13 protein-coding genes, 2 tRNA genes and 3 rRNA genes are annotated in these 19,838 nt (G+C 61.8%); 5 read left to right on the plus strand and 13 right to left on the minus strand.

Translation table 11 applies throughout. The features are described 5' to 3' along the window. Positions 1-25 precede the first annotated feature (25 nt). The 6 genes from rrf to AC3FLX_RS23550 all read right to left on the minus strand — a co-directional run bounded on the left by rrf (position 26) and on the right by AC3FLX_RS23550 (position 6,540). Positions 26-139 (minus strand): 5S ribosomal RNA (rrf, locus tag AC3FLX_RS23525). A 117-nt stretch (positions 140-256) separates the two neighbouring features. Further along, positions 257-3,135, minus strand: a 23S ribosomal RNA gene (locus AC3FLX_RS23530). 284 nt (positions 3,136-3,419) lie between these two features. Then, positions 3,420-3,495: transfer RNA gene (locus AC3FLX_RS23535), tRNA-Ala, on the minus strand. 11 nt (positions 3,496-3,506) lie between these two features. Then, positions 3,507-3,583, minus strand: a tRNA-Ile gene (locus AC3FLX_RS23540). Between the two features lie 63 nt (positions 3,584-3,646). After that, positions 3,647-5,178, minus strand: a 16S ribosomal RNA gene (locus tag AC3FLX_RS23545). Together the 16S, 23S and 5S rRNA genes with 2 tRNA genes alongside form the textbook arrangement of a ribosomal RNA operon. A 585-nt stretch (positions 5,179-5,763) precedes the next feature. Further along, positions 5,764-6,540: an enoyl-CoA hydratase gene (locus AC3FLX_RS23550; RefSeq protein ID WP_488699742.1), complete on the minus strand. Its 777-nt coding sequence runs from the start codon at positions 6,538-6,540 to the stop codon at positions 5,764-5,766. A 229-nt stretch (positions 6,541-6,769) separates the two neighbouring features. Here AC3FLX_RS23550 and paaG point away from each other — a divergent pair, with 229 nt between their 5' ends. The 3 genes from paaG (at position 6,770) to paaK (ending at position 9,449) form a co-directional block, all read left to right on the plus strand. Beyond that, positions 6,770-7,612, plus strand: a complete 843-nt coding sequence (gene paaG, locus AC3FLX_RS23555; protein WP_488699743.1) for a 2-(1,2-epoxy-1,2-dihydrophenyl)acetyl-CoA isomerase PaaG — start codon at positions 6,770-6,772, stop codon at positions 7,610-7,612. Between the two features lie 28 nt (positions 7,613-7,640). Continuing rightward, positions 7,641-8,081, plus strand: coding sequence for a hydroxyphenylacetyl-CoA thioesterase PaaI (paaI, locus tag AC3FLX_RS23560; protein ID WP_488699744.1), 441 nt, complete (start codon positions 7,641-7,643; stop codon positions 8,079-8,081). A 63-nt stretch (positions 8,082-8,144) separates the two neighbouring features. Next, positions 8,145-9,449, plus strand: coding sequence for a phenylacetate--CoA ligase PaaK (gene paaK, locus AC3FLX_RS23565; protein WP_488699745.1), 1,305 nt, complete (start codon positions 8,145-8,147; stop codon positions 9,447-9,449). A gap of 29 nt (positions 9,450-9,478) precedes the next feature. Here the strand turns inward: paaK and norR are convergent, their stop codons facing one another. Beyond that, positions 9,479-11,056 (minus strand): nitric oxide reductase transcriptional regulator NorR, encoded by a 1,578-nt coding sequence (norR, locus tag AC3FLX_RS23570; RefSeq protein ID WP_488699746.1) that lies wholly within the window; start codon positions 11,054-11,056, stop codon positions 9,479-9,481. Between the two features lie 151 nt (positions 11,057-11,207). Between norR and ytfE the strand changes: the two genes are divergently transcribed. Together ytfE and AC3FLX_RS23580 are read left to right on the plus strand one after the other, a co-directional pair. Then, positions 11,208-11,891: an iron-sulfur cluster repair protein YtfE gene (gene ytfE / locus AC3FLX_RS23575; protein WP_488699747.1), complete on the plus strand. Its 684-nt coding sequence runs from the start codon at positions 11,208-11,210 to the stop codon at positions 11,889-11,891. 74 nt (positions 11,892-11,965) lie between these two features. Further along, positions 11,966-14,245: a nitric-oxide reductase large subunit gene (locus tag AC3FLX_RS23580; RefSeq protein ID WP_488699748.1), complete on the plus strand. Its 2,280-nt coding sequence runs from the start codon at positions 11,966-11,968 to the stop codon at positions 14,243-14,245. Positions 14,246-14,348: 103 nt separating this feature from the next. Here AC3FLX_RS23580 and cobA read toward each other — a convergent pair whose 3' ends face one another. From cobA to ahbB (AC3FLX_RS23610), 6 genes are read right to left on the minus strand one after another with little or no spacing between them, the layout of a single operon-like run. Then, on the minus strand, positions 14,349-15,164 hold the full coding sequence (gene cobA, locus AC3FLX_RS23585; RefSeq protein WP_488699885.1) for a uroporphyrinogen-III C-methyltransferase: 816 nt from the start codon (positions 15,162-15,164) through the stop codon (positions 14,349-14,351). Between the two features lie 16 nt (positions 15,165-15,180). Then, positions 15,181-16,632 (minus strand): cytochrome D1 domain-containing protein, encoded by a 1,452-nt coding sequence (locus AC3FLX_RS23590; RefSeq protein WP_488699886.1) that lies wholly within the window; start codon positions 16,630-16,632, stop codon positions 15,181-15,183. 41 nt (positions 16,633-16,673) lie between these two features. Beyond that, complete coding sequence (nirJ, locus tag AC3FLX_RS23595) at positions 16,674-17,837, minus strand: heme d1 biosynthesis radical SAM protein NirJ (RefSeq protein ID WP_488699749.1); 1,164 nt, start codon at positions 17,835-17,837, stop codon at positions 16,674-16,676. A 3-nt stretch (positions 17,838-17,840) separates the two neighbouring features. Then, positions 17,841-18,365, minus strand: coding sequence for a siroheme decarboxylase subunit beta (gene ahbB / locus AC3FLX_RS23600; protein ID WP_488699750.1), 525 nt, complete (start codon positions 18,363-18,365; stop codon positions 17,841-17,843). A 5-nt stretch (positions 18,366-18,370) separates the two neighbouring features. After that, positions 18,371-18,853 carry an Lrp/AsnC family transcriptional regulator gene (locus AC3FLX_RS23605; protein ID WP_488699751.1) on the minus strand — a complete coding sequence of 161 codons (483 nt, stop codon included), beginning with the start codon at positions 18,851-18,853 and terminating at the stop codon, positions 18,371-18,373. Beyond that, positions 18,850-19,833, minus strand: coding sequence for a siroheme decarboxylase subunit beta (gene ahbB / locus AC3FLX_RS23610; RefSeq protein WP_488699752.1), 984 nt, complete (start codon positions 19,831-19,833; stop codon positions 18,850-18,852). Before ahbB (AC3FLX_RS23610) ends, AC3FLX_RS23605 begins: the two co-directional genes overlap by 4 nt. Positions 19,834-19,838: the final 5 nt, after the last annotated feature.

The following is a 19,838-nucleotide window of genomic DNA, read 5'->3' on the forward strand; positions in this document are numbered from 1 at the left end:
GGGCTTGGGGGTTCTGGGTATAAGAGCCTGGCGATGACCTACTTTCACACGGGTAGTCCGCACTATCATCGGCGCAAAGTCGTTTCACGGTCCTGTTCGGGATGGGAAGGGGTGGTTCCAACTCGCTATGGTCACCAGGCATGAGGGGTTGCCGGGCTGACTAGTGTCAGCGCGGCGAATCTGGGTGTAGTAAAGATTGGGTTGTGTTGTACACCTGGGCACTAGGCGCACTCACCAGGTAAAACACACTGGTTATAGGATCAAGCCTTACGGGCAATTAGTACTGGTTAGCTTAACGCATTACTGCGCTTCCACACCCAGCCTATCAACGTCCTGGTCTCGAACGACCCTTCAAGGAGGTCAAGCCTCCAGGGAATCCTCATCTTCAGGCGAGTTTCCCGCTTAGATGCTTTCAGCGGTTATCTCTTCCGTACATAGCTACCCTGCGATGCCTCTGGCGAGACAACAGGTACACCAGCGGTACGTCCACTCCGGTCCTCTCGTACTAGGAGCAGCCCCCGTCAAGATTCCAACGCCCACGGCAGATAGGGACCAAACTGTCTCACGACGTTTTAAACCCAGCTCACGTACCTCTTTAAATGGCGAACAGCCATACCCTTGGGACCGGCTACAGCCCCAGGATGAGATGAGCCGACATCGAGGTGCCAAACACCGCCGTCGATATGAACTCTTGGGCGGTATCAGCCTGTTATCCCCAGAGTACCTTTTATCCGTTGAGCGATGGCCCTTCCATTCAGAACCACCGGATCACTATGTCCTGCTTTCGCACCTGCTCGACTTGTCGGTCTCGCAGTTAAGCACGCTTTTGCCATTGCACTTTAGGTACGATGTCCGACCGTACCAAGCGTACCTTCGAACTCCTCCGTTACACTTTGGGAGGAGACCGCCCCAGTCAAACTGCCTACCATGCACTGTCCCCGACCCGGATTCACGGGCCAAGGTTAGAACCTCAAACAAACCAGGGTGGTATTTCAAGGACGGCTCCACGTGAACTAGCGTCCACGCTTCAAAGCCTCCCACCTATCCTACACAGATCGGTTCAAAGTCCAATGCAAAGCTACAGTAAAGGTTCATGGGGTCTTTCCGTCTAGCCGCGGGGAGATTGCATCATCACAAACACTTCAACTTCGCTGAGTCTCGGGAGGAGACAGTGTGGCCATCGTTACGCCATTCGTGCAGGTCGGAACTTACCCGACAAGGAATTTCGCTACCTTAGGACCGTTATAGTTACGGCCGCCGTTTACCGGGACTTCAATCAAGAGCTTGCACCCCATCATTTAATCTTCCGGCACCGGGCAGGCGTCACACCCTATACGTCCACTTTCGTGTTTGCAGAGTGCTGTGTTTTTATTAAACAGTCGCAGCCACCATTTTATTGCAACCCCTTCACCCTCCTGGCGCAGGCCAGTCAAGCTACAAGGGCGTACCTTATCCCGAAGTTACGGTACCAATTTGCCGAGTTCCTTCTCCCGAGTTCTCTCAAGCGCCTTAGAATACTCATCTCGCCCACCTGTGTCGGTTTGCGGTACGGTCTCGTATGACTGAAGCTTAGAGGCTTTTCTTGGAACCACTTCCAATTGCTTCGCAGCACTAGGCCGCTCGCCCCACATCCTTGAATTCCGCGCCCGGATTTGCCTAAGCGCCTTCTCCAATGCAGGGACCGGGACTTCCAACACCCGGACAACCTTCCGCGATCCGTCCCCCCATCGCATCATACGACGGTGCAGGAATATTAACCTGCTTCCCATCAGCTACGCATCTCTGCCTCGCCTTAGGGGCCGACTCACCCTACGCCGATGAACGTTGCGTAGGAAACCTTGGGCTTACGGCGAGGGGGCCTTTCACCCCCTTTATCGCTACTCATGTCAGCATTCGCACTTCTGATACCTCCAGCATCCTTTACAAGACACCTTCACAGGCTTACAGAACGCTCTCCTACCACGCACTTGCGTGCGTCCGCAGCTTCGGTGACTGGCTTAGCCCCGTTACATCTTCCGCGCAGGACGACTCGATCAGTGAGCTATTACGCTTTCTTTAAAGGGTGGCTGCTTCTAAGCCAACCTCCTGACTGTTTTAGCCTTCCCACTTCGTTTCCCACTTAGCCAATCTTTGGGACCTTAGCTGGCGGTCTGGGTTGTTTCCCTCTTGACACCGGACGTTAGCACCCGATGTCTGTCTCCCGTGATTGCACTCTTCGGTATTCGGAGTTTGCTATGGCGGGGTAATCAGCAATAGACCCCCCAACCATGACAGTGCTCTACCCCCGAAGGTGAGACACGAGGCACTACCTAAATAGTTTTCGGAGAGAACCAGCTATTTCCAGATTTGTTTAGCCTTTCACCCCTATCCACAGCTCATCCCCTAACTTTTCAACGTTAGTGGGTTCGGTCCTCCAGTACGTGTTACCGCACCTTCAACCTGGCCATGGATAGATCATCTGGTTTCGGGTCTACACCCAGCGACTCAACGCCCTATTCGGACTCGCTTTCGCTACGCCTTCCCTAATCGGTTAAGCTTGCCACTGAATGTAAGTCGCTGACCCATTATACAAAAGGTACGCCGTCACCCGTTTCCAGGCTCCGACTGTTTGTATGCATGCGGTTTCAGGATCTATTTCACTCCCCTCCCGGGGTTCTTTTCGCCTTTCCCTCACGGTACTGGTTCACTATCGGTCGATTACGAGTATTTAGCCTTGGAGGATGGTCCCCCCATCTTCAGACAGGATTTCACGTGTCCCGCCCTACTTGTCGTACACCTAGTTCCACAACGCTGTTTTCGCATACAGGGCTATCACCTGCTATGGCCGGGCTTTCCATCCCGTTCTGCTAACAATGCTGCTAAAGAGTACAAGGCTCTTCCCATTTCGTTCGCCACTACTTTGGGAATCTCGGTTGATTTCTGTTCCTGCAGCTACTTAGATGTTTCAGTTCGCCGCGTTCGCTTCCCTTGCCTATGTATTCAGCAAGGGATGACCCATTAGGGCCGGGTTTCCCCATTCGGACATCTCCGGATCAAAGCTTGTTTGCCAGCTCCCCGAAGCTTTTCGCAGGCTACCGCGTCCTTCATCGCCTGTAATCGCCAAGGCATCCACCACATGCACTTGTTCGCTTGACCCTATAACGAGTGTGTCTCAAGGACACGACCGTCATAGGTCTGAGTTCTCGCGTTTGTGCCGTATTCCAAGTCATCTTTCGATCACTTAAATACATTTTGGTTGATACAATCACAACCCGGTATCGTGTTGGGTACTTCAGCCTCTCATCAAGGCTTCACGACACCTTTACTACATCCCATATTGTTAAAGAACAGCCGAGCTAAATGCTCGTTGGCAACAGCCAAAGACAATCACTCAGAATAAACTCCTGAATACTTGTCTTTGACGACTACCCCAAGGTAAGTGGTGGAGGATGACGGGATCGAACCGACGACCCCCTGCTTGCAAAGCAGGTGCTCTCCCAGCTGAGCTAATCCCCCGTGAGATAACTTGGTGGGTCTGGTAGGACTTGAACCTACGACCCCCGCCTTATCAAGACGGTGCTCTAACCACCTGAGCTACAGACCCTTGGCTGTAACAGCAAACAAACCGATAAGTGTGAACGCTTGACTTGTGAACACAAGCCTCTAGAAAGGAGGTGATCCAGCCGCACCTTCCGATACGGCTACCTTGTTACGACTTCACCCCAGTCATGAACCCTGCCGTGGTAATCGCCCTCCTTGCGGTTAGGCTAACTACTTCTGGCAAAACCCACTCCCATGGTGTGACGGGCGGTGTGTACAAGACCCGGGAACGTATTCACCGCGGCATGCTGATCCGCGATTACTAGCGATTCCAGCTTCACGTAGTCGAGTTGCAGACTACGATCCGGACTACGATGCATTTTCTGGGATTAGCTCCCCCTCGCGGGTTGGCAACCCTCTGTATGCACCATTGTATGACGTGTGAAGCCCTACCCATAAGGGCCATGAGGACTTGACGTCATCCCCACCTTCCTCCGGTTTGTCACCGGCAGTCTCTCTAGAGTGCCCTTTCGTAGCAACTAGAGACAAGGGTTGCGCTCGTTGCGGGACTTAACCCAACATCTCACGACACGAGCTGACGACAGCCATGCAGCACCTGTGTCCACTTTCTCTTTCGAGCACCTAATGCATCTCTGCTTCGTTAGTGGCATGTCAAGGGTAGGTAAGGTTTTTCGCGTTGCATCGAATTAATCCACATCATCCACCGCTTGTGCGGGTCCCCGTCAATTCCTTTGAGTTTTAATCTTGCGACCGTACTCCCCAGGCGGTCAACTTCACGCGTTAGCTACGTTACTGAGAAAATGAATCCCCAACAACTAGTTGACATCGTTTAGGGCGTGGACTACCAGGGTATCTAATCCTGTTTGCTCCCCACGCTTTCGTGCATGAGCGTCAGTGACGTCCCAGGGGGCTGCCTTCGCCATCGGTATTCCTCCACATCTCTACGCATTTCACTGCTACACGTGGAATTCTACCCCCCTCTGACATACTCTAGCCTTGCAGTCACAAGCGCAATTCCCAAGTTAAGCTCGGGGATTTCACGCCTGTCTTACAAAACCGCCTGCGCACGCTTTACGCCCAGTAATTCCGATTAACGCTCGCACCCTACGTATTACCGCGGCTGCTGGCACGTAGTTAGCCGGTGCTTATTCTTCCGGTACCGTCATCCGCCCCAGGTATTAACCAGTGCGTTTTCTTTCCGGACAAAAGTGCTTTACAACCCGAAGGCCTTCTTCACACACGCGGCATTGCTGGATCAGGGTTGCCCCCATTGTCCAAAATTCCCCACTGCTGCCTCCCGTAGGAGTCTGGGCCGTGTCTCAGTCCCAGTGTGGCTGATCGTCCTCTCAGACCAGCTACTGATCGTCGCCTTGGTGGGCCTTTACCCCACCAACTAGCTAATCAGACATCGGCCGCTCCTGCTGCGTGAGGCCTTGCGGTCCCCCACTTTCACCCTCAGGTCGTATGCGGTATTAGCTAATCTTTCGACTAGTTATCCCCCACAACAGGGTACGTTCCGATGTATTACTCACCCGTTCGCCACTCGCCGCCAGACCGAAGTCCGCGCTGCCGTTCGACTTGCATGTGTAAGGCATGCCGCCAGCGTTCAATCTGAGCCAGGATCAAACTCTTCAGTTCAATCTCTGTGTGGTGCCGAAGCACCTCGCTCTTTCGAGCGGTCGCTCACTCTCAGAAAACTGACTGGCTCACATCTCGCGACGTGAACCAACATGTTTTACTGTGCGAGCACTGATAACTTTTGAAGCATCACAAGGCCGAAACCTCGTGGCGTTCGCCATCAAGCGCCCACACTTATCGGTTGTTTGTTTGTTAAAGAACCTCAGCGGCCGGCTTTGCCGTTCGCTGTCGCTGCGTCGTTTTCGTTGCAGCGGAGAAACGAGATTATGCAGAGCATTCAGCGTTTCGTCAACAGTTTTTGCAGAACTTTTTTTCTGCCGGTCAGCGCTGAAAACTCCTCAGCCGCTCACCCCCTGTTGCCCCGCAGCCCTTGTCGCTGCTGCGTTTGCAGTGCGCTTCGTGTTGCGAGGGGGCGAATATTAGGCCCGTTCCCGAGGCTTTGCAATATGGATGTCACGATTTGATGGGGAGAATCTTTGCTAACTTTCATCAAACCATTGATCGGAAAGGAAAATCGGCCCGGCAATTATTTTCCGGACCGACCAATACCCCTTCACATTCCTCGGGTATTCCCTGACTCAAGTATTAGCGATGCTTGAAATCAGGTGCACGTTTCTCCACAAATGCCGCCATTCCTTCCTTCTGGTCTTCGGTTGCGAAGGTCGAGTGGAATAAGCGGCGCTCGAAATGCACCCCTTCGTTGAGAGTCGTCTCGTAGGCGGCGTTGATCGACTCCTTGATCATCATGACGACCGGGAGCGAATAGCCCGCAATAGTCTCGGCTGCCGAAATAGCCTCGTCGATCAACTTGTCCGCCGCAACCACGCGCGACACCAGGCCGGAACGCTCGGCCTCGGCCGCATCCATCATGCGCGCGCTCAGGCACAGGTCCATCGCCTTGGCTTTGGACACCGCGCGCGGCAGGCGCTGCGTGCCGCCCGCGCCCGGCATGGTGCCCAGCTTGACCTCCGGCTGGCCGAACTTCGCGCTATCCGCCGCAATCACGATGTCGCACATCATCGCCAGCTCGCAGCCTCCGCCCAGCGCATAGCCGGCCACCGCGGCAATCACGGGCTTGCGGATACGGCGGATCGTTTCCCAGTTGCGCGTGATGTAGTCGCCCTTGTAGACATCCATATAGGAGTACTTGGCCATCATGCCGATATCGGCGCCCGCCGCAAAAGCGCGCTCGCTGCCGGTGATCACGATGCAGCCGACCGCTTCGTCCTGGTCGAAGGCGGTCAGCGCCGCGCCCAGTTCGTCCATCAGCGCGTCATTGAGCGCGTTCAGGGCCTTGGGACGGTTGAGCGTCACCAGCCCCACACGGCCACGTGTCTCCACCAGGATGTTCTCGTACGACATGTCTTCTCCTTGCGATGAAAGGGATCTGCCTTGTAGATCAGCGGATCGATACTCGCTCGCCGCCATCAGGATGGTCAAGGCGGGCGGTCACCTCTTGCGCCCTGCCGGCATCCCTACTACTATTTGCCGACCGACTGGTCGGTTAATTTAATCGGTCCACACGCGCCACCTACAATGTGCCGTGCGACCGTCGTGGCATCAGATCCACAAACCCGACCTGGAGAACAACATGGCGCAGGAGACCACCATGCCCCCGACCCCGGCGCACGCCCAGGCGCGTGCGAGCCTTGATGCCGGCCCCATCCTGCTGCGCTGGCAGGGCGATGTGGCCATCATCACCCTCAATCGGCCAGACAAGCTCAACAGCTTCACACGTGCCATGCACGGCGCGCTGGTGCAGGCTCTCGATCACGTGGAAGCCGGCGGCGCGCGCGCGTTGCTGCTGACGGGCGCGGGCCGCGGATTCTGCGCGGGCCAGGATCTGGCCGATCTCGATTTCACTCCGGGCCACGCCACCGACCTCGGCGAACTGATCAATACCTGGTTCAATCCGCTGGTGCGCCGCCTGCAAGCCTTGCCCCTGCCGGTGATCGCCGCGGTCAACGGCACGGCGGCCGGCGCGGGTGCCAACCTGGCCCTGGCCTGTGACATCGTCCTGGCGGCCAGGTCGGCCAGCTTCATCCAGGCGTTCGTCAAGATCGGCCTGGTACCGGATTCCGGGGGAACGTGGCTCCTGCCCAAGCGCCTCGGCATGGCACGGGCACTGGGCCTGGCGATGACCGGTGACAAGCTCAGCGCCGAAGAAGCGGAAAAGTGGGGCCTGATCTGGGAAGTCATGGACGATCCTCTGCTCGCCGAGCAGGCAATCGCCATCGCTACACACCTGGCGGCGCAGCCCACGCGCGCGCTGGCAGCCATCAAGAAAGCCATGCACGCCAGCGCCACGAACACCTTCGACGCCCAGCTCGATCTCGAACGCGACCTGCAGCGCGATCTCGGCAAGTCACACGACTACAACGAAGGCGTGAACGCCTTCCTTGAAAAGCGCGCCCCGCATTTCAAAGGCGCCTGATTCCGTCCACTGCAACAAGGAGAGCCGCTTGAAGCAAGATCCCCAGGCGCTGGCCGAGGCCGCCGCGCACGCCATGTACGAATCCGACGCCTGCAGCCGCTGGCTGGGCATGGCGATCGAGGAGGTGCGACCCGGATATGCGCGCTTGTCGATGACGGTGCGGCCGGAATTCCTGAACGGCCACGCCATCTGTCACGGCGGCCTGATGTTCACGCTGGCCGATTCCGCTTTCGCATTCGCCTGCAACAGCCATAACATCAATACCGTGGCATCGGGCTGCACGATCGAATTCCTGCGGCCCGTCCAGGGTGGCGATGTGCTGACCGCCGAAGCCGTGGAACAGATCCTGTCCGGCCGGCATGGCGTGTACGACATCAAGGTGACCAACCGCGCCGGCGAACCCGTGGCGATGTTCCGCGGCAAGTCCGCCCAGATCAAGGGTCACGTGGTTCCGCCTGCCGAGTCCTGACCGCCGGATAACGCCGTACCCCGCGCCAACGTAGCGCAACCATCCCGGAAACGTGGAGACAACATGAGTACGCCCCTGACCGATCTGCCCCTGGAGCCGATCGAGACCGCCAGCCGGCAAGAGCTGCAGGCGCTGCAGCTGGACCGCCTGAAATGGTCGCTGCGCCATGCCTACGAGCATTCGCCCGTGTACCGGCGCAAGTTTGACAAAGCGGGCGTGCACCCCAGCCAGGTGCAGTCCCTGGCCGATCTCGCGCGCTTTCCATTTACGACCAAGAAGGATCTGCGCGACAACTACCCGTTCGGGATGTTCGCGGTGCCGCAGGACCGCATCGCGCGCGTGCACGCATCGTCCGGCACCACTGGCAAGCCGACAGTGGTCGGATACACGCTGAAGGACATCGATACCTGGGCCACCGTGATGGCGCGCTCGATCCGTGCGTCGGGCGCCCGGCGCGGCGACAAGGTGCACATCAGCTACGGCTACGGGCTGTTCACGGGCGGACTCGGTGCGCACTATGGCGTGGAGAAGGCCGGCCTTACGGCGATTCCGTTTGGCGGCGGCCAGACCGAGCGACAGGTTCAGCTGATTCAGGACTTCAAGCCCGAGATCATCATGGTGACGCCGAGCTACATGCTGGCGATCGCCGATGAGTTCGAGCGCCAGGGCATCGATCCGGCCTCGACGTCGCTGCGCGTCGGCATCTTCGGCGCCGAGCCGTGGACCCCTGAAATGCGGCAGGCCATCGAAAAGCGCATGGGTATCTCGGCGGTCGATATCTACGGCCTGTCCGAGGTCATGGGTCCGGGCGTCGCCAACGAATGCGTGGAAACCAAGGATGGCCCCACCATCTGGGAAGACCATTTCTACCCCGAAATCATCGATCCCGATACGGGCGAGGTGCTGCCCGACGGCGAATTCGGCGAGCTCGTCTTCACGTCTCTGACGAAGGAAGCGATGCCCGTCGTCCGCTATCGCACCCGCGATCTCACCCGGTTGCTGCCCGGCACCGCGCGCGCCGCGTTCCGCCGCATGGAGAAGATCACGGGCCGTACCGACGACATGATGATCGTGCGCGGCGTGAACGTGTTCCCGTCACAGATCGAGGAACTGATCCTGAAGCACACCGAGCTGGCGCCGCACTACCAGTGCGTGCTCGGCAAGGAAGGCCCGCTCGACACGCTGACCGTGCGCGTGGAGTGCGCCCACGGTGCGGAGCCGGGCGTGGCTGGCCAGGCGCGCGCGCAACTGGCGCACGACATCAAGTCCTACATCGGCGTGACGGCAGGTATCGAGATCCTGCCCGAGGGCGGCGTGGAGCGGTCGGTGGGCAAGGCACGGCGTATCGTCGACAACCGTCCGCGCTAGCGCACCGCTGACCGCCGCTCGCCGCCGCGCTATGCCGAGCGCACGACGCGCCGCCGGTCATCGCGCTTGAACCCCAGCCGGCGCGCCAGCTTGTGCAGGTTGCTGGCATCCACGCCGAGCTGGCGGGCAGCCTGCGCCCAGTTGCCGTCCTGCGAGAGCAGTGCCTGTTCGATGCAGCGGCGCTGGCACGAATCCACGGCTTCACGCAGCGTGACTTCCGGCACCACGACCGGCGCCGCCGGGGCCGATCCGGTCGCTACGGCCGGCAGCGCCAGCCCTTCCCGCTCTCCATCGAACAGATCGCCAAACAGATCGGCGTCGAGCGTCAGGATGTCGTTGCGGTTGGCGCCACGGCTCACGAGTTTCAATGCGGCACGGCTGACCACGTGCTCAAGCTCGCGCACATTGCCGGGCCACGGATAGCGCCGCAGCGCATCCTGCGCGGCTGCCGACAGCCGCAGGCTGCGCAACCCGAGTCGCGCCCGGTTCAGTTCCAGAAAGTGGCCGGCCAGCAGCAGGACATCGTTGTCGCGCTCACGCAGCGGCGGAATGGGGATTGGATAGACAGACAGCCGGTGATACAGATCCGCGCGGAACGATCCGTCGCGCACGTGCTCGCGCAGGTGACGGTTGGTAGCGGCAATGACGCGCACATCCACGCGGCGCGGCCGGTCGGACCCGAGCCGCTGGATCTCGCCATTCTGCAGCGTGCGCAGCAGCTTGGCCTGAATCGATAGCGGCAGTTCGCCCACCTCGTCGAGGAACAGCGTGCCGCCATCGGCGGCTTCGAAGCGGCCCGGCCGCTCGCCGGTGGCACCCGAGAAGGCGCCGCGCGCATGGCCGAACAACTCGCTCTCGGCCAGCGATTCCGGCAACGCCGCGCAGTTCACGTGAATCAGCGGCCGGTTGCGGCGGCGCGACAGCCGGTGCAGACGGTGCGCGAACAGCTCCTTGCCCACGCCGGTTTCGCCCAGCAGCAACACGGGCAACTCCGAATCGGCCACCACGCGCAATTCATGCAGCAGATGGCTGATGGCCTGGCTCTGTCCGATGATCTCGCCTTCGTCGCGCACCACGTCGCCGGCCGGCTCGTCGATACGCCCTTGCCGCAGCGCCCGGATCTCGGCCTCCAGCCGCGTGATGCGGATGGCTGCTTCCACCACCGGCGTCAGGCGCTGCAGCTCCACCTGCGCGGCATCGGTGAAGGTGCCCACCTCCAGCGCGTCCAGTGTCAGCACGCCCCAGGGCTTGCCCTCGGCCTGCAGGCTGACACCCATGCAGTCGTGCACTGGCAGCGGCTCGCCCACGTGTTCATCGATCAGCCCGTCGTACGGATCGGGCAACGCGCTGTCGTGGTGAAAGCAGGTCACGCCGCGCTTGGCCAGAATGGCCGCCAGCCGCGGATGCAGGCTCACCGCGAAGCGGCGTCCCAGCGTATCCCGCACCAGCCCATCGACGGCCAGCGGCCGCAATTGGTCCTCTTCCAGCCGCAGCAGCGCCACGGCGCCACAACGAAAATGCGCCCGCAGGCTGCCGACCAGTCTCTGCATGCGCACGGCTTGCGGCAGATCCGCGCAAAGGTCAGCCAGTAGTAGCTCGCCAATCATGGTTAAAAACACCCCAATCAGGTTTGATTCACCACGTATTGCCAGGGTCACAATTACCCTACCAAAAGGTAAATCATTGAATCTTTGAAGATTTCTGTTGGGCACGAGATTCGCACAAGAGACGCTTGGATTTATTGAGAAGGAGCAAATCATGAGCATGCAAGACCAGTCTCTGGGCCAACTGGCTCGTCGGATTCCCGGCGCGACCAAAATCTTCCACGACTACGACCTCGACTTCTGCTGTGGCGGCTCACACACATTGCGTGACGCGGCCCTGGCCAAGGGCCTGGATGGCGCCGCGATCGAGGCACGCCTGCAGGCATTGCAGGCCGAGGCACCCGTCGATGCGCAGGACTGGGGCGACGCGCCCGCCGAAGAACTGATCGGTTTCATCCTGGCCCGCTTTCACGAGCGCCACCGCGAGCAACTGCCTGAACTGATCCGCCTGGCGCGGCGCGTGGAGGAAGTCCACGGCGACCGTCCCGAATGCCCCGTGGGCCTGGCCGACCACCTCAGCGTGATGTTGCAGGAACTGCTGAGCCATATGCAGAAGGAAGAACAGGTGCTGTTCCCGATGCTTTCGCGCGGCATGGGCGGCATGGCCACCGCGCCGATCACCGTCATGCGCATGGAGCACGACGATCACGGTGCCGCGCTGGAGCGCCTGTCCAAGCTGACCCACGACATCACGCTGCCGCAAGCCGCCTGCAATACCTGGCGCGCGCTGTACCTGGGCCTGCGCACGTTCCGTGAAGACCTGATGGAACACATCCACCTGGAAAACAACGTGCTGTTCGAGAACGCCGTGCGACCCGCGGCAGACCGTGCGCACTAATCCCAGCCGCCTGCACGCGCGCCGCAACCGGCCGCACCCTTACAACCCATAACGCGAATCCCGCGCATCCCATCATGGGCCCCTACAAGAAACTATGGTTCACGCTGATCGCCGTACTGGCGATCACGTTTGCTCTCCTTGGCTACTACGGTTCCGAGGTCTACCGGCAGCAGCCGCCCATCCCAACACAAGTCGTCACCGCCGACGGCACGAAGCTGTTCACCTCCGAGGACATCCTCGACGGCCAGACCGCCTGGCAATCCGTCGGCGGCATGCAGCTTGGCTCGATCTGGGGCCACGGCGCCTACCAGGCGCCGGACTGGACCGCCGATTGGCTGCACCGCGAACTGACGGCCTGGCTGGAACTCGCCGCCCGTGAGCGCCACGGCAAGGACTTCGCCGCGCTCGACGTCGGCGAGCAGGCCGTGCTGCGCGCGCATCTGAAGGCCGAGTACCGTGGCAACCAGACCGATGCCAGCAACGTGCTGACCGTGTCGCCGCGCCGCGCAAAGGCCATCGAGATGACGGCCGACTACTATCGGCGCCTGTTCTCCGATGCTCCGGAACTGCACAAGAGCCGCGAGAGCTTCGCCATGAAGGAGAACACGCTGCCCTCGCCCGAACGGCGCGCGCAGCTGACGCACTTCTTCTTCTGGACGGCATGGGCGGCCGCCACGGATCGTCCGGGCCATACCGCCACCTACACCAACAACTGGCCGCACGAGCCGCTGATCGACAACCGTCCGACCGCCGAGAACGTGGTCTGGTCGGTGGCCAGCGTGGTGGTGCTGCTGGCCGGCGTGGGGCTGCTGATCTGGGCGTGGGCGTTCCTGCGCGGCAAGGAAGAACCGCTGCCGCCCGCACCGGCCCGCGATCCGCTCTCGACGTTCGCGCTGACGCCGTCGCAACGCGCGCTCGGCAAGTACGTATTCCTGGTGGTGGCGCTGTTCGCGTTCCAGGTGCTGATCGGCGGTTTCACCGCGCACTACACGGTCGAAGGACAGAAGTTCTACGGCATCGACATGTCGCAGTGGTTCCCGTATTCGCTGGTACGCACCTGGCACATTCAGAGCGCGCTGTTCTGGATCGCCACGGGCTTCCTGGCAGCCGGCCTGTTCCTGGCACCGCTGATCAACGGCGGCAAGGACCCGAAGTACCAGCGGCTGGGCGTCGACGTCCTGTTCTGGGCGCTGGTGGTGGTCGTGGTCGGCTCGTTCGTGGGCAACTACCTCGCCATCGCGCAGAAGATGCCTGCTCACCTGAACTTCTGGCTGGGTCACCAGGGCTATGAATATGTGGACCTGGGCCGCCTGTGGCAGATCGGCAAGCTGACCGGCATCGTGATCTGGCTGATTCTGATGTTGCGCGGCATTGCCCCGGCCTTCAAGGCACGTGGCGGCGGCGACAAGAATCTGCTGGCGCTGCTGACGTCGTCGGTGGTGGCCATCGGCCTGTTCTACGGCGCGGGTCTGTTCTACGGCGAGCGCACCAGCCTGACGGTGATGGAATACTGGCGCTGGTGGGTGGTCCACCTGTGGGTGGAAGGCTTCTTTGAAGTGTTTGCCACCACGGCACTCGCCTTCATCTTCTCCACGCTGGGTCTCGTGTCGCGCCCGATGGCCACCGCTGCCAGCCTGGCTTCGGCATCGCTGTTCATGCTCGGCGGCATTCCCGGCACGTTCCACCATCTGTACTTCGCCGGCACGACGACCCCGGTGATGGCGATCGGCGCGACGTTCTCCGCGCTGGAAGTGATGCCGCTGATCGTGCTCGGCCACGAAGCCTGGGAAAACTGGCGCCTCAAGGAACGCGCACCGTGGATGGAAAACCTGCGCTGGCCGATGATGTGCTTCACGGCCGTCGCGTTCTGGAACATGCTCGGTGCCGGCGTCTTCGGCTTCATGATCAATCCGCCGATCTCGCTGTACTACGTACAGGGTCTCAACACCACACCGGTCCACGCACACGCTGCGCTGTTCGGCGTCTATGGCTTCCTGGCGCTTGGCTTCACGCTGCTCGTGCTGCGCTATGTGCGTCCGGCCTACAAGCTCAGCCCGCGCATGATGTCGATCGCGTTCTGGGGTCTCAATGGCGGCCTGGTGCTGATGATCGGTACCAGCCTGCTGCCGGTGGGCATCATCCAGGCGCTGGCCAGCATCAGCCAAGGCCTGTGGTACGCACGCAGCGAAGCCTTCGTCCAGCAACCGATCCTGCAAACGCTGCGCTGGGTACGGACCTTCGGCGACGTGGTCTTCCTGGTGGGTGCGCTGACGTTCGCGCTGCAAGTTGTGCTGGGATTGCTTGGGCGCGGTCCGGCCCGGGAAATTCCCGAAGGCAAGCTCGCACAGCAGTGATCCACTGAACGGTTGATATGAAAAAAACCCCACGCCCGGAAACGGGCGTGGGGTTTTGTTTTATGCGCGGCGAAGAATCAGCGGATCAAACAGGATCAATGAATCAGGCCGCGACGTCGCAGCTTGGCACGCTCACTCGCGCCTCCAAACGTCCTGCCGGTTGCGGAAAAGGAGAAGTCCCGGACGGCGCATGCAATGCCGTCGCCACGACCTCTCCCACAAGGATGATCGACGGACTGGCAAGGCCGGCGTTGACGGCTTCGGTCAGTGTTCCCAAGGTACCCGTCCAGCTACGCTCATCGGCACAGCTCGCATGCATCACCACGCCGGCAGGCATATCGGCACGCATGCCGGCCTGCAGCAGCGATTCACGAATCGCCGCGATGCGATGCATGCCCATATAGATCACCAGCGTGGTACCGCTGGCCGCCAGCGCGCGCCAGTCCGGCTCGCCGTCGCCGCGTGTGTGCGCCGTTACGAAAGTCACGCCATGACAATGCGCGCGATGCGTCAGCGCGATGCCCAACGCCTGCGCCGCCGCCAGGCCGCTACTGATGCCGTTGACCACCTCGACTTCGATACCGTGTCCACGCAGGAACGCCGCCTCCTCTCCGCCACGGCCGAACATCAACGGATCGCCACCCTTTACCCGCGCCACGCAGCGCCCTGCCAGCGCGTGCGCCAGCGTCTGCGCCTGGATGCTCGCCTGGCTGACCGAACAACGCCCACCGCGCTTGCCCACCGAAATGATTTCAGTGCCGGGGCTTGCATAGCAAGCCATCATTTCCGGCACCAGATCGTCGATCAACCATACCTGTGCGTCGGACAGTGCCCGTGCCGCCTTGACCGTCACCAGATCGGGGTCACCGGGACCTACACCCACCAACCAGACCTTTCCTGCATGTCGCGGATTCATCATCATGTCATCTCTCAATTCAATGGCTCGTGCCCGAGGAGCGCGTGGTCTTGTTGAATACGTTGTACTTGCCGATCGGCTTATCCATCGGCAAACGCTTGATCTCTTTCAGCGTGGCCGCGTCGTACACCACGATGGCCCCGTCGGATTCCATCAGGCTGACCAGCGCATAGCGGCCGTCGCGCGTGAACTCCACGTGCGCCGCGGTACGCCCCGGCGCCGGGGTCACGCTGCCCACCACCGCCAGCGACTGCTTGTCGATGACCTGAAGGGTGTCGCGGCGCGGACTCATCATCGCGTCGGTCCATGCATAGGGTGTGGACTCATGGCTGCGCAGGAAAAAGCCGGGGCCATTCGTCGGAATCGTGGCAACGGTCTTCCACGTCTCCATGTCGATCACACTCAGCGTGCCCTGCTTCAGGTTCGGAGACGCCATCACGTCGCGCCCATTGCGCTGCCAGGTGATGCCGCTGCCCAGATGCGGCATACCCGTCAGCGACAGGTCCGCCACCTTGCGGCCGGCATCGAGATCGATCACCTGACCGGCTCCCGTACGCGACGCGCCGAGGATGTGGCGATACGGCTGATCGAAGAAGAAGTCGTCGAGCACATCGTCGAGCGCGATGACGCGCGGCTCCAGCGTGGCGTAAGGAATTTCCCAGACTTCGGGGATATCGCGCAGCGCGGCGATAAACGATGCGCGTGGCGCGGCGTCGTAGACCGCCGATACCCGCGACGGCTTGCCATTGGCGCCGGTCACCGGATACACGCGCTCCAGCGACAGATCATCGGCACGCAGCAGCACCATCGTCTGCGGCAGTGTGTTGCCGGCCATCACCCACTTGCCATCGTCGCTGACCGCAACATTGCGCGTGTTCAGGCCCGCACGTACCTCCGCCACCAGCGTCAGGTTCCACAGGTCGAACTTGCTGATCCAGCCATCGCGGCTGGCCACAAAGACATAGCGCCCATCGCGGCTGAACTTCGGTCCGCCATGCAAGGCGAAGCGTGTCTCAAAGCGATGGATCGGCTCCAGCTTGTCGCCATCGAGCACGCTCAGATGGTGGGTGCCCGATTCCACCACCAGGAACAGATTGGCCGGATCAGCCTTGAAAGCCGGCCGGTCCGGCAGGCTGCCGGGCGCGTGATAGACGACGCGCGACTTGCGGATGTCGGCCGGCTCCCAGTGCGGTGCCACCGCGGGTGCCGTGCGCAGCCATGTGGCGATCTGATCCAGCGTTGCTTCGGGCAGTTGATTGGCAAAGCCGGGCATCTGCGTGGCGGCGCGGCCATTACGCAGGACATCGCGCAATGCATCCGGCTTGAGCCGCTCCAGGCTTTCGGGCAGCAGCGCCGGCCCCATGCCGCCGAGCCGGTCCGCGCCGTGGCACGCCGCGCAGTGCTGCGCGAACACCGAGGCCGTATCGGTTTGCGTGGCCGGCTGGGGCTGCGCGGCCGCGTGCGCGCCCATCCATGCGGCGCCCATCAGGGCCAGTCCTGCAATCCGGCGCTTCATGCGATGGCCTCCCTGCCGAGCGGCGCGGCAATCTCGTCATCGGATAGATAGCAACCTGGGTCCTCGGCCCACGGATTGCCGCTGACCGCATAGGCGCGCACGCGCGTATTGCCATTGCAGATATCGCGATGCGCGCAGGTGGCGCAGCGGCCTTGCAGCGGCCGGGGACTCGACTTCAGCCCATGCATCAACGGATGGCTGCGGTCCGCCCAGATATCACCGAACGCTCGTTCACGCACGTTGCCGATCGACACGTGCCACCACATCGTATCCGGATGGACGTTGCCGAGATTGTCGATGTTGGCCACGCTCACACCGGTGGCATTGCCGCCCCAGTTGACCAGGCGCTGCCGCATGTCCGCCAGGCGCTCCGGCTGCCGGCGCGCGATCCAGTGCAACAGGCTCACGCCATCGGCATCATTGTTGCCCGTCACAAAATCACCGGCGCGTCCCTGCTGCGCCCGTTCCCACACGTGGTCGAAGAGCCAGTCCACCGACACGCGCGTATGAGCGTGATGCGCATCGTCGCGCCGGTGGCTGCTGCCACGCCCGGCATAGTTGAAGTGCGACAGGTAGAACTTGTCGATGCCTTCGGCCTCGGTCAGGGCGACGACGTCCGGCAGTTCATCGGCATTGGCTTCGGTCAGCGTCATGCGCACGCCCACGCGCAGCCCGCCTTGCCTGGCGATACGCAGCCCTTCTAGCGCTTGCCGGAATGCGCCCGGGCAGCGCCGAAAGCGATCATGCGTGCTTTCCATGCCATCGAGGCTGACGCCCACATAGTCGAAGCCCGCCACCAGCAGTTTGGCGGCGTGCCGGGCGTCCAGCAGCGTACCGTTCGAAGACAGCGACAGATGGAAGCCAAGCCGCTTGGCGTGCGCGGCGATTTCGTAGAGATCGGGACGCAGCAGCGGCTCGCCGCCGGACAGGATCAGCGCCGGCACCCTGGCCGCCTTGAGCTGTTCGAGCACCGCGATGGCTTCCTCGGTAGACAGCTCGCCCTTGAAATCGGTATCGGCCGAAGTGGAATAGCAGTGCTTGCAGTTGAGATTGCAGCGCCGCACCAGATTCCAGATCACCACCGGGCCACCGGCGCGGCGTGGCGCCGGCACGGGGCCGCCATCGCGCAATGCTTCCATGAAGCGGGAAACTCTGAACATAAGTCAATCTCCGGAAGCCTGCAGTCGCAGACCGGTCTTCTTGAGGATGCGTGTGGACCAGAGCACGTCATGTGCCCGACATGCCTCGCCCAGCAAGGCTTGTATCCGCGCGATCTGCGGCGCCGCTTCGTCGCGCGTGCGCGCATGCACCATCGCAAACAGGTTGTATGGCCAGTCCGGCAGGCGGCGCGGCCGCTGATAACAATGGCTGACCCACGGCAGCGCGCCGACGCGCTCGCCGAGTTCGTGGATATGCGCGTCATCGACGTCCCACACCGTCATACCGTTGGCGCGCCACCCCAGCACATAGTGGTTAGGTACCGCCCCCACCCGGCGCACGACGCCGCGATCGCGCATCGCGGCGAACCGCGCCAAGACCTCGTCTTCTCCAATGCCAAGTGCGTCGCCCAGCGCCTGCCACGGCGCTGGCACCAGCGGCAGGCCAGCCTGCGTGGCCCTTATCAGCGCCCGGTCGATCGAATCGGTCTGGTATGAGGAAAGTGGAGAAGCATTGGGGGCGTTGGGCATGGTCGCTACACCGGTAGGTACAGGTTGACGAAGAACTCTCGCATCTTCGGGAAAGGCAGAATCTCGACGCCGGCGCTAGCGGCAATGCGGGCCAGAACGCCGGGCACGTCGCCTGCGTCGGACACCGCGATCACGAACCAGAGATTCAGGTGATGCGTACGTTCGTAGTGATGCGCCACTTCACGAAACGCATTGATGGCCGCCACCACGGCGTCCATCCGCTCGGCCGGCGCATGGCAGGCGCAAAGCACGAACTGGCCACCGACCCGCTCTATCTGGAACAGCGGACCAAAGCGAGTCAGCGCGCCGCGTGCCAGCAAGGCACGCAGACGGTCAAGCAGCGTCGCTTCATCGATCTCCAGCGCGGCGGCCGCATCGGCATATGGGCGCGGCGTCAGTGGCAGGCCGCGCTGCAATGCATTGACGATGCGCCGGTCGAGAGGGTCCAGGTCATTCGATGTCGCCTGGGTTGCTTCATGTTCCGTCATGACGGCGGTGCCTCCCAGCTATAGCGGGTGCCACATTGCTTGAAGCAGGTGCCGCTGCGCAGCACCACGCCCGGCATTGCCGCCATGCCGGCCTGCTGCGCGAAATGATCCAGTGCGGTATTCAGTTCGCTCTCGCTACGCGCATGGACCATCGCAAACAGGTTGTACGGCCAGGCAGGAAGCCGGCGCGTACGCCGGTAGCAGAGCGAAACCGGCGCCACGCGCGCCAGCCGCGTGCCAATGGCATCGACGCGGTTGTCTGGCACGTCCCATACGCACATGGCGTTATGGCGATAGCCGAAGCGGCGATGATGCAGGATCACGCCAAAGCGGCGGATCACGCCGCTGGCATGCCATTGCGCGATCCGCGCCAGCACCCGGTGCAGCGGCATGCCACTGCGCCTTGCCAGCGCGTGAAAAGGTTGCGGTGTCAGCGGCAGCCCGGTCTCCAGTGCGGCCACCAGGCGCCAGTCGTCCTCGTCCAGATGGGTCGACGCGGGCGCCGGGCTACGCGGGCCGCGCCGCGCATCCTGCAGGCCGGACATCGGGAAACCCAGGTCGATGTGGTACTCGCGCTCCATCGGCAAGTCCAGCGGATACTGGCCCACGTCTGCCGCGATGCTGTCCAGCACCAGACTCAACGCGGCGCGGTTGCGCGCCCCGGCAACGAACCAGAGGTTGTACTGGTGCCCGTGGCGCGCATAGTTGTGACTCACGGCGCCATACGCATTGACGCGCGCCGCCACGTGGGCCAGCGCATCGGGCGGCACGGCCAGGGCCGCCAACGTGCTGGCGCCGATGACGTTGGGCGCGAACACGGCGCCGATGCGGCTGACGCGCCCGGCGCCGACATCGCGCGCCAGCAGGCTCAATACCGCGTGTTCGTTCATATCCAGCGCCGCGCCCGCGCTCTGGTAGGGGCGGGCCACGATCGGGAAATCGCGCTGGATGCAGTCGTAGAAGCGTTGCTCGTCGAACATGGCGA

It is taken from the genome of Cupriavidus sp. 291-E7 (assembly GCF_057798835.1).